At 70.8% G+C, this 9,641-nt stretch carries 8 protein-coding genes and 1 pseudogene; 5 read left to right on the top strand and 4 right to left on the bottom strand.

What is annotated here, in order from left to right; genetic code table 11:
- From DVH02_RS31860 to pdhA, 3 genes are all read right to left on the bottom strand, one after another.
- Positions 1 to 346 (bottom strand): biotin/lipoyl-containing protein (locus tag DVH02_RS31860; protein ID WP_325051419.1); only part of this gene is annotated, 346 nt, incomplete at its 3' end.
- A gap of 14 nt (positions 347 to 360) precedes the next feature.
- Positions 361 to 1,341, bottom strand: coding sequence for an alpha-ketoacid dehydrogenase subunit beta (locus tag DVH02_RS31855; protein ID WP_114627327.1), 981 nt, complete (start codon positions 1,339 to 1,341; stop codon positions 361 to 363).
- Positions 1,342 to 1,343: 2 nt separating this feature from the next.
- Positions 1,344 to 2,531 (bottom strand): pyruvate dehydrogenase (acetyl-transferring) E1 component subunit alpha, encoded by a 1,188-nt coding sequence (gene pdhA / locus DVH02_RS31850; RefSeq protein WP_114627326.1) that lies wholly within the window; start codon positions 2,529 to 2,531, stop codon positions 1,344 to 1,346.
- A 326-nt stretch (positions 2,532 to 2,857) separates the two neighbouring features.
- Between pdhA and DVH02_RS31845 the strand changes: the two genes are divergently transcribed.
- From DVH02_RS31845 to DVH02_RS31835, 3 genes are all read left to right on the top strand, one after another.
- Entirely contained in the window at positions 2,858 to 3,517 is a 660-nt protein-coding gene (locus tag DVH02_RS31845) for a response regulator (RefSeq protein WP_114627325.1), read from the top strand.
- Between the two features lie 144 nt (positions 3,518 to 3,661).
- Positions 3,662 to 4,078 (top strand): pyridoxamine 5'-phosphate oxidase family protein, encoded by a 417-nt coding sequence (locus DVH02_RS31840; protein ID WP_114627328.1) that lies wholly within the window; start codon positions 3,662 to 3,664, stop codon positions 4,076 to 4,078.
- A gap of 159 nt (positions 4,079 to 4,237) precedes the next feature.
- Positions 4,238 to 5,227: a phosphotransferase gene (locus tag DVH02_RS31835; protein ID WP_114627324.1), complete on the top strand. Its 990-nt coding sequence runs from the start codon at positions 4,238 to 4,240 to the stop codon at positions 5,225 to 5,227.
- Positions 5,228 to 5,319: 92 nt separating this feature from the next.
- Here DVH02_RS31835 and DVH02_RS31830 read toward each other — a convergent pair whose 3' ends face one another.
- Complete coding sequence (locus tag DVH02_RS31830; protein ID WP_114627323.1) at positions 5,320 to 6,966, bottom strand: protein kinase domain-containing protein; 1,647 nt, start codon at positions 6,964 to 6,966, stop codon at positions 5,320 to 5,322.
- A 352-nt stretch (positions 6,967 to 7,318) separates the two neighbouring features.
- On the opposite strand from DVH02_RS31830, the gene DVH02_RS31825 reads away from it, so the two are divergent.
- Together DVH02_RS31825 and DVH02_RS35765 are read left to right on the top strand one after the other, a co-directional pair.
- The gene (locus tag DVH02_RS31825; RefSeq protein ID WP_114627322.1) at positions 7,319 to 9,019 is read left to right on the top strand and encodes a protein kinase domain-containing protein; all 1,701 of its coding nucleotides are present in this window, start codon (positions 7,319 to 7,321) and stop codon (positions 9,017 to 9,019) included.
- 129 nt (positions 9,020 to 9,148) lie between these two features.
- Positions 9,149 to 9,641 (top strand): annotated as a pseudogene (locus DVH02_RS35765) (hypothetical protein); the annotation flags it as partial.

Genomic DNA, 9,641 nt, shown 5'->3' with positions numbered 1-9,641 from the left:
CGACCGGCGCCGCCGTCCCGCCCCCGACCCCGCCCCCGACCCCGCTCCCGACCCCGCTCCCCTGCTCGGCCTCCGGCGCCACGTCCACCGTGATGATGGACGCCCCGACGTCGACCGTCGTGCCCTCCTCGAAGCGCAGCGCGTGCACCACCCCGTCGTACGGGATGGGCAGTTCGACGGCGGCCTTCGCCGTCTCGACCTCGCACACCACCTGGCCGTCCGTCACCGAGTCGCCCGGCTTCACGTACCACTTGAGGATCTCGGCCTCGGTGAGTCCCTCGCCCACGTCGGGCATCCTGAACTCGCGGTAGCGGGTCGAGGCGCCGGTGGAAGTCTCAGCAGTCATGGTCACGGCACTCCTCAGTACGCGAGCGAGCGGTCGACGGCGTCGAGCACCCGGTCCAGGCCCGGGAGGTACTCGTCCTCCAGCCGGGCGGGCGGATACGGCGCGTGGTAGCCGCCGACGCGCAGCACGGGCGCCTCCAGATGGTAGAAGCACCGCTCCGTGACGCGAGCGGCGATCTCCGCGCCCGAGCCGTAGAAGACCGGCGCCTCGTGCACGACCACCAGCCGGCGCGTCTTCTCGACCGAGGTCTGGATCGTGTCGAAGTCGATCGGGGACATCGACCGCAGGTCGAGGACCTCCAGCGAGCGGCCCTCCTCCTCGGCGGCGGTGGCCGCCTCCAGACAGACCTTCACCATCGGACCGTACGCCGCGAGCGTGAGGTCCGTGCCCTCGCGCGCGACCCGCGCCCGGTGCAGCGGACCGGGGATCGCCTCGGTGTTGACCTCGCTCTTGTCCCAGTAGCGCCGCTTCGGCTCGAAGAAGATCACCGGGTCGTCGCTCTGGATGGCCTGCTGCATCATCCAGTAGGCGTCCGACGACGTCGAGGGCGAGACGATCTTCAACCCCGCCACGTGCGCGAACAGCGCCTCGGGCGATTCGCTGTGGTGCTCGACCGCGCCGATGCCGCCGCCGTACGGGATCCGGATGACGACCGGCATCTTGATCTTGCCCAGCGCGCGGGCGTGCATCTTCGCGAGCTGCGTGACGATCTGGTCGTACGCCGGGAAGACGAAGCCGTCGAACTGGATCTCCACCACCGGCCGGTAGCCGCGCAGCGCCAGCCCGATGGCGGTGCCGACAATGCCCGACTCGGCGAGCGGGGTGTCGATGACCCGGCCCTCGCCGAAGTCCTTCTGGAGGCCGTCCGTGACCCGGAAGACGCCGCCGAGCTTGCCGACGTCCTCTCCCATGATCAGGACCTTGGGGTCGGTTTCGAGGGCCTTGCGCAGCGACTCGTTGATCGCCTTCGCGAGGGGCAGCTTCTGTACGGACATGATCAGTTGCCCCCCTCGGAGCCGTTGCCCTCACCCGCGGCGTCCTCGAACGACGCCTGGTACGCGGTGAACTGCGCGCGCTCCTCGTCGACGAGCGCGTGCCCGTCGGCGTAGACATGGTCGAAGATCGCCAGGCTGTCCGGCTGCGGCATGGCGCGCACGACGTCGCGTACCCGCTTGCCGAGCGTCTCGCTCTCCTCCTCCAGTGCGGCGAAGAACGCCTCGTCGGCCAGGCCCTGCCGCTCCAGATACCTGCGCAGCCGCAGGATCGGGTCCTTGGCCTGCCAGGACTCCGTCTCCTCGTCGGCGCGGTACTTCGTCGGGTCGTCGGAGGTGGTGTGCGCGCCCATGCGGTACGTGAACGCCTCGACCAGCGTCGGGCCCTCGCCCCGCCGGGCCCGCTCCAGCGCGGAACGGGTCACGGCCAGGCAGGCGAGTACGTCGTTGCCGTCCACCCGGACGCCGGGGAAGCCGAACCCCTGCGCGCGCTGGTAGAGCGGCACGCGGGTCTGCTTCTCGGTCGGCTCGGAGATCGCCCACTGGTTGTTCTGGCAGAAGAAGACGACCGGCGCGTTGTAGACGGCCGAGAAGGTGAACGACTCGGCGACGTCGCCCTGGCTGGAGGCCCCGTCCCCGAAGTACGCGATCACCGCGGAGTCCGCGCCGTCCTTGGCCACGCCCATCGCGTACCCCGTCGCGTGCAGGGTCTGGGAGCCGATGACGATGGTGTAGAGGTGGAAGTTGTTGGTGGCGGGGTCCCAGCCGCCGTGGTTGACGCCCCGGAACATCCCGAGCAGGTTGGTCGGGTCGACGCCCCGGCACCAGGCCACGCCGTGTTCACGGTAGGTCGGGAAGACGTAGTCGTCGTCGCGCAGCGCGCGTCCCGAGCCGATCTGGGCGGCCTCCTGGCCGAGCAGCGAGGCCCACAGCCCCAGCTCGCCCTGGCGCTGGAGCGCGGTGGCCTCGGCGTCGAAGCGGCGGGTGAGGACCATGTCCCGGTAGAGCCCGCGCAGTTCCTCGGGCGTCAGGTCGACGGCGTAGTCCGGGTGCTCGACCCGCTCGCCCTCCGGCGTCAGCAGCTGTACGAGCGGGGGCTCGGACGTTTTCGGCTGCGGGGTCCTCTTCGCGCTCGCGCGCTTGGTACCACTGGTGCGTCGCGGTTTGCGAGCGGCAGTGCTCTCCACGGTCACGTGCGTGCTCCTCCGTCTGTCCGGCCCCCGGGATCCGCCGGGAACCAGTGCGGCTCCGCCTGGTCCGTCCGTGTGCACGGGGTGTGTGCGACCCGGCCGGGGCAGGCGTGACAGGTTGCCCCGGCGGACGCTCTGTCACAAGCACGTTACCCAGTCGTCCGCATTACTGCGAAACCCCACTTGACCTGCAATTTTGCTTGGATTTCCAAGTAAATCGGCAAAGTCTGGAACAACCACTGGTCACAGCCTCGCAGGCCGCCGGAACAACGGCACGTTATCCCGCTGATCTGCGGCAGGGAAGGGGTGAGTGTGTGAGACTGAATTCCGTGCGAGAAGACGGAAAAATCACGGTATTTCTGCTTGATGACCATGAAGTCGTCCGCAGGGGCGTCTTCGAGCTGCTCTCCGTCGAGGACGACATCGAGGTGGTCGGCGAGGCCGGCACCGCGGCCGACGCGATGGCCAGGATCCCGGCGACCCGGCCCGACGTGGCCGTACTGGACGTACGGCTGCCGGACGGCAGCGGGGTCGAGGTCTGCCGGGAGATCCGCTCGCGGGACGAGAACATCAAGTGCCTGATGCTCACCTCCTTCGCGGACGACGAGGCGCTGTTCGACGCGATCATGGCCGGGGCCTCGGGATACGTTCTGAAGGCGATCCGCGGCAACGAGCTGCTGACGGCGGTACGGGACGTGGCGGCGGGCCGCTCGCTGCTGGACCCGGTGGCGACGGCGCGGGTGCTGGAGCGGCTGCGCAACGGCAAGGACCCCAAGGGCGACGAGCGGCTGGCCGACCTGACCGACCAGGAGCGCCGGATCCTGGATCTGATCGGCGAGGGGATGACGAATCGGGCGATCGGCGAGCAGCTGCACCTCGCGGAAAAGACGATCAAGAACTACGTCTCCAGCCTGCTCTCCAAACTGGGGATGGAACGGCGGTCGCAGGCCGCCGCGTTCGTGGCGCGGATCCAGGCGGAGAAACGCTGAGCGGGGCGCGCCCGACGGGACGGGAGCCCGGGTGCCCGGGGTGCCCTACCGCGTCCGTACCCGCCCCAATCGGGACCAACGTCCCGGGGTTGAGGGGCCGCCTCCCCTGGTGGGACCCCTCTTCGGTGACGGAGAGTGGACATCATGTCCACCGAGGAACACCGCGCCATCGAGCTGCTCAACCGCGTGTCGCACGGGCATGTGGCGACGAGTATGCGCGCCATGCCGATCATGGCGCCCGCCCGGCACGTGGTGACGGACGGCTCGGTGCTGCTGCGGATGCACGCGGGCCTCGGCTACCACCGCGCGTGCGGCGGCGGTGTGGTGGCGTACGGCGCGGACAACTTCGGCAGCGGCGACGACAGCCTCTGGTCGGTGCAGTTCACCGGTACCGCCGAACTGGTTGAACCAACCGAACAAGAAATCGAACTGTTTGAATCTGACCCGATTCTCGTCGACGGCGAACCGTTCGAGCCCGTCTTTATGCGGCTCGCGCCCCAATTTGTCGCCGTACATATGATCGAATACGCCGACGAGCGACAGAGTCAACACGCTGCGTGATCTAACATCTGGCAAGTGCTGCGCTCATATGAAATCGCTGCGCCTGCCGCGACAGCCGTCATTCCTCTGCCCGCCTCCGCCACCCAGCGGACCTCACACCTCTCCCACGCGCCCCACGCGCCGCACGGTTCGGCCCCACCCGACCGTGCGGCTCCCCCCGTGCGCGCGCTGCTCCACCGCTACCGCGACGCGGGCGACCTCGTCTCCTGCGAACCCGTCGCCCAGGGACTCCTCAACCGGGGGTACCGGCTGCGCACCACCCGGGGCGCCTACTTCCTCAAGCACCATCTGGACGGCGATCACGAGGCCATCACCCGCCAGCACCGCGCCACCCAGCGGCTCCAGGCCCTCGGAGTGCCCGTCGCCCCGCCCGTCGAGAGCGCCGACGGCGACACCGTCGCGGTCATCGGCGGCCGGTGCTACGCCCTGCACCCGTGGATCGAGGGGCGCCACCGTGACGGCGCCCAGCTGACAACCGCCGCGTCCCGGCGGCTCGGGGGGCTGCTCGGACTCGTCCACACCTGCCTCGACCAGGTGATGGCGCCCGACCCCGATCCGCTCCCGTGCCTCGGCTACCTGAGCCCCGACCCCGCCGACACCTTCGCTCTCATCGACGAACTGCTCGCCCTGGCGCGGGGCCGCGCGCGTGCCGACGTCTTCGACCGGCTGGCCGAGCACCGCCTCGTGGAACGGCGCGGCCTGCTGGAACGTCACGCCCACCGCAGGCCACCACTCGGCGCCGAGCCCGCCACCGGGTGGGTGCACGGCGACTTCCACCCGCTGAATCTGCTCTACCGGGGCGCGGAACCGGCCGCGATCGTCGACTGGGACCGGCTCGGTGTGCAGCCGCGCGCGGAGGAGGCCGTACGGGCAGCGGCGATCTTCTTCGTACGGCCCACGGGGGAGCTGGAGTTACCGAAGGTACGGGCCTATGCGCGCGCCTACCGGGCCGCCGCCGGGACCTGTGCCTCCGAGCTGGCGGCCGCCGTGCACCGGGTGTGGTGGGAGCGCCTGAACGACTTCTGGATACTGCGCTGGCGCTACCAGCTGAACGACCGCAGGGCCGACCCGCTGTTCGCGGCGGTGTCGGCCCTGGCCGTGTGGTGGACGCGGGAGTACGACGCGGTGTGCGAGGCGTTCGCCGGGTGAGGCGCGTCGCCCCCGGTCCGGAAACGACGGCGCCGGGGGCGACGGGCGTACTGCCTCGTCACCCCCGGCGCGTACGCCGGGTACGGCCCGCGTCAGCCGGTACCGGTGGAGTCGCCGGCGCCCGCGTCCGTACCGGCGTTGGCGTTGCCGCCCGCGTCCGCACCGGCGTTGGCGTTACCGCCCGCGTCCGCACCGGCGTTGGCGTTGCCGCCCGCGTCGGCACCGGAGTTGGCGTTCCCCGCGTCCGTACCCGCGTTGGCGTTGCCGCCCGCGTCGGTACCCTCGGTCGCCGAGCCGCCGTCGTCCCCCGAGTCCGACTCCGTCGGCGTGGGCGCGGTGTCCGACGGTTGGTTGGGGTACTTCGGCGAGTAGGACGGCGAGTAGCGCGGGCTCCAGTTGCCGTTCTGGTTGCCGCCGGTGGAGGTTTCGGGTTCGGTCTCCTCCGAGGACTCCGACTCGCTGGGCGACGGACTTGGGCTCGACTTCGTCGGCGACGGGCTGCTGGACGTGTCGGGCTTCTTGTTGTCCGTGTCAGGACTGCCCATGCCGTTCACCGCGAACGCGACGCCCGCCACGACGGCGATCAGCGCGAGCGCGGCGAAGAGGATCATCTTGCCCCGGCCGCCACCGCCGCCCTGGTGGCCGCCGTCGTAACCGCCGTACGCGCCGTCGTTCGGGTTCATCGGCGGCAGGATCGGGCCCTGCGAGGTGTCGCCGTGCGACGGGTGGCCCATCGCGGGCGTCGCGGCCATGCCCATCGCCGCTGTGGTGCCGACGCCGTGCACGCCGACCGGGCCGGTGTTCCAGGTGCCGGTGTAACCACCCTGCTGGTGGAGCATCTGCATGCCGTACTGGACGAGCCCGCGCATCTCCTCGGCGCTCTGGAACCGGTCGTCCGGCTCCTTCGCGAGCGAGCGCATGACCAGACCGTCCAGCTCCGGCGGGGCCACGTCCGAGGCTTCGGACGGCGGCACCGGAATGTCCTGAACGTGCTGGTAGACCACCGAGAGCGGTGTCTCACCGGTGAACGGGGGCCGCAGCGCGAGGAGTTCGTAGAGCAGACACCCCGTGGCGTACAGGTCGCTGCGGTGGTCGACGGCCTTGCCGAGCGCCTGCTCGGGGGAGAGGTACTGCGGCGTGCCCATGACCATGCCGGTCTGGGTCATCGTCGACTGCGCGCCGTGCAGGGCGCGCGCGATGCCGAAGTCCATCACCTTGACCGCGCCCGTGTCCGTGATGATCACGTTCGCGGGCTTGATGTCGCGGTGCACGATGCCGTGCTGGTGCGAGTAGGCGAGCGCCTCCAGCACGCCGGAGACGATGATCAGCGCCTGCTCGGGCGGCGGCGGCTCCGCGCTGATCAGCAGGTCCCGGATGGTCCGTCCCTCGACCAGCTCCATCACGATGTACGGGACGGTCTGCCCGTTGATGGTGTCTTCGCCCGAGTCGTAGACCGCCACCACCGCGTGGTGGTTGAGCCCGGCGACCGACTGTGCCTCACGGGTGAAACGCGCCTTGGACACCGGGTCCTCGGCGAGGTCCCCGCGCAGCAGCTTCACCGCGACGATGCGTCCCAGCCGGACGTCCTCCGCCGCGAACACCTCGGCCATACCGCCGCGGCCGAGGCGGTGGGTCATGCGGTAACGGCCGTCGCCGACGGTCCCGCCGACCAGTCCGTTGTCGCCCCAGGAGTCCGCAGCATCCGACACTCCGCCGCCTGCTTCGGGTTCGGGTGCCATCAGTCCTCGCCGTCGTATCTGTCCGCTTGATGACCGCGCGCGCGGTCCGCGGTTGGGTCTGTGATTCTCAGGGGATGTATCAGGGGGTGGCTGTGTCACATCACGCTACAGCCTCCGCGGGACACGCCGGTCCAGTTGGCCGGTCCCGGGGCCGGGCCGCAGGGACCGGTCATGAAACCCGCTGCGCGGTCAGCCGTGCAAGTTCCATGATTTTCCGGTAACGCTTCCGAGACGCTTGCTGTGGTTACGGTCACGGAACGGGCACCCGGCTTGACGTGCCCGTGCCCTCGGGCAGACTTGGCCAGTAATGGCGGGATAAGCACGCCATGGCGCCAAGGGGGAAGCGAAAGTCATGAGCCAGAACGGCGCACAGGGCCGCTACGCGGGCGGTTCGGTCGCGGGCGGCCGGTATCAGCTCCGTGACCTTCTCGGCGAAGGCGGAATGGCGTCCGTATATCTGGCGTACGACGCGGCGCTCGACCGGCAGGTGGCGATCAAGACCCTCCATACGGAGCTGGGGCGCGAACAGTCCTTCCGCGAACGCTTCCGGCGCGAGGCGCAGGCCGTCGCGAAACTCTCGCACACGAACATCGTCTCCGTCTTCGACACGGGCGAGGACGAGCTAGACGGCGCGCTGATGCCGTACATCGTCATGGAGTACGTCGAGGGGCAGCCCCTGGGCTCCGTACTCCAGGCGGACATCGCGAGCCAGGGCGCGATGCCTGCCGACAAGGCGCTCAAGGTGACGGCCGATGTGCTGGCCGCGCTGGAGACCAGCCACGAGATGGGGCTCGTCCACCGGGACATCAAGCCGGGCAACGTGATGATGACCAAGCGCGGCGTCGTCAAGGTGATGGACTTCGGCATCGCGCGCGCGATGCAGTCGGGCGTCACGTCGATGACGCAGACGGGCATGGTCGTGGGCACGCCGCAGTACCTCTCGCCCGAGCAGGCGCTGGGGCGGGGGGTCGACGCCCGTTCCGACCTGTACTCGGTCGGAATCATGCTCTTCCAACTGCTGACGGGCCGACTGCCGTTCGACGCCGACTCGCCGCTGGCGATCGCGTACGCGCACGTGCAGGAGGAGCCGGTCGCGCCGTCCTCCATCAACCGCGCGACGACCCCGGCGATGGACGCGCTGGTCGCACGGGCGCTGAAGAAGAACCCGAACGAGCGCTTCCCGAGCGCGGAGGCCATGCGGGACGAGTGCCTGCGCGTGCTCTCCGCCGGGCAGTCGACGGGCGCTCCGGTGATCGTGTCGGGGGGAGCGCCGCAGAACAGCGGCGCGGGTGTGGGCTCGGCCGTCTTCCCGCCGGTGGAGCAGGGCACGCCGCCGCCGCAGAGCGGGGTGCGGACGCCGTACCAGCCCGGTCCGTACGGTCCGCCGAGCCACGGGTCCCTCCCGTACCAGCCGCAGGCGCAGCCGCAGCAGATGCCCGCGCAGGGGTACGGCTACCCGCAGACGGGTCCGGGCTATCAGGCCCCGCCGCCGTACGGCATCTCCCCGATGTCCCCGATGTCCCCGATATCCTCTGCGCCCGGCACGAACCCGGGGGGTTCCGGTCAGGGCGGCTCCGGAGGTTCCGGAGGTTCCGGAGGTTCCGGCACGGGCGGCAAGCGGAACATGCCGGTCATCGTGGGCTCGATCGTGGTGGCGGTGCTGGCGATCGGCGGTCTGATCACGGTGCTGAGCCAGAACGGCGGAACGGACGACGACGGCACGTCGGATCCGGGCGCCTCGAAGTCCGCGGTGGCGGGCCACCGGGACCCGGAGCGGAACCGGACCATCAAAGCGACGAAGTGCACGAACCCCTCGGCCGACGGGCTCGACCCGGCCAAGGTGTCGGCGCCCGACCTGCGCTACCGGGACCTCATCTCGGTGAAGGACTGCCTGCGCGCGGCCGGTTGGAAGTGGAAGGACCCGATCAAGGTGGTGGACAACGGCCAGTGGGCCGAGGACACCGTCATCGAGCAGTACCCGAGCCCGGGGAGCGCGGTGCTGCCCGATGACCAGGAGTTCGAGCTGACGATCGCCTCGGGGAATCCGGAGTAGTAGGGGACGGGCGGGAGCCGTCGGGGGCCGCCGGGCCGGGTCGCTCGGGGGCTGGTGCCGGGGGCCGGGGTCGGTACCCGTCGGGGTATCCGAGATGCCGGAGTTGTCGCCCCGTGTGACGCTGGATCGGTGACTCCACGGCTCCGCACACCCTGCGCGATCGCGGTCGCCTCCCTGCTGCTGGCCGCGCCCGTCGCGAGCGCCGACGAGTCCGCCGCGCCGCTCTCGGCCGCGTCCGTACGGCCGGGTGCCGCCGCTCCTCCGCGTCCCGCGCCGTCCCTGGCGGGCCGACCGGCGGGCGAGGGACGGCCGAGGCCGGGCCGGCCGACGGAGCCGGAGGCCGGGCGCCCGCAGGACGGCGAGGCCGAGGCTGCGGACGCGGGGCAGGCGGACGGGACGGGAACGGACCCGGAGTCGGAGTCGGAGTCGGAGTCGGAGTCGGAGTCGGAGTCGGAGTCGGAGTCGGACGCGGGTACAGGTACGGGTACGGGCGACGACGACGCGCCGCCCACCACGCGTCCGGGCCGGTCACCGGGGTCGAGCACGGCCCCGGCCGCCCCTTCCTCCTCCGTGGCACCAGCCCCGTCGCGCGAAGCGCCGTCGCGCGACGGGGCTGGTGCCA

It is taken from the genome of Streptomyces corynorhini, assembly GCF_003346515.1.
Classification (GTDB): Bacteria; Actinomycetota; Actinomycetes; order Streptomycetales; family Streptomycetaceae; genus Streptomyces; species Streptomyces corynorhini.
This window is presented reverse-complemented; position numbering and strand designations above follow the sequence as displayed.

Coding starts and splice junctions, on each gene's coding strand:
- DVH02_RS31855 (WP_114627327.1), bottom strand. CDS start 1,341: ATGTCCGTACAGAAGCTGCCCCTCGCGAAGGCGATCAACGAGTCGCTG.
- DVH02_RS31825 (WP_114627322.1), top strand. CDS start 7,319: ATGAGCCAGAACGGCGCACAGGGCCGCTACGCGGGCGGTTCGGTCGCG.
- DVH02_RS31840 (WP_114627328.1), top strand. CDS start 3,662: ATGTCCACCGAGGAACACCGCGCCATCGAGCTGCTCAACCGCGTGTCG.
- DVH02_RS31830 (WP_114627323.1), bottom strand. CDS start 6,966: ATGGCACCCGAACCCGAAGCAGGCGGCGGAGTGTCGGATGCTGCGGAC.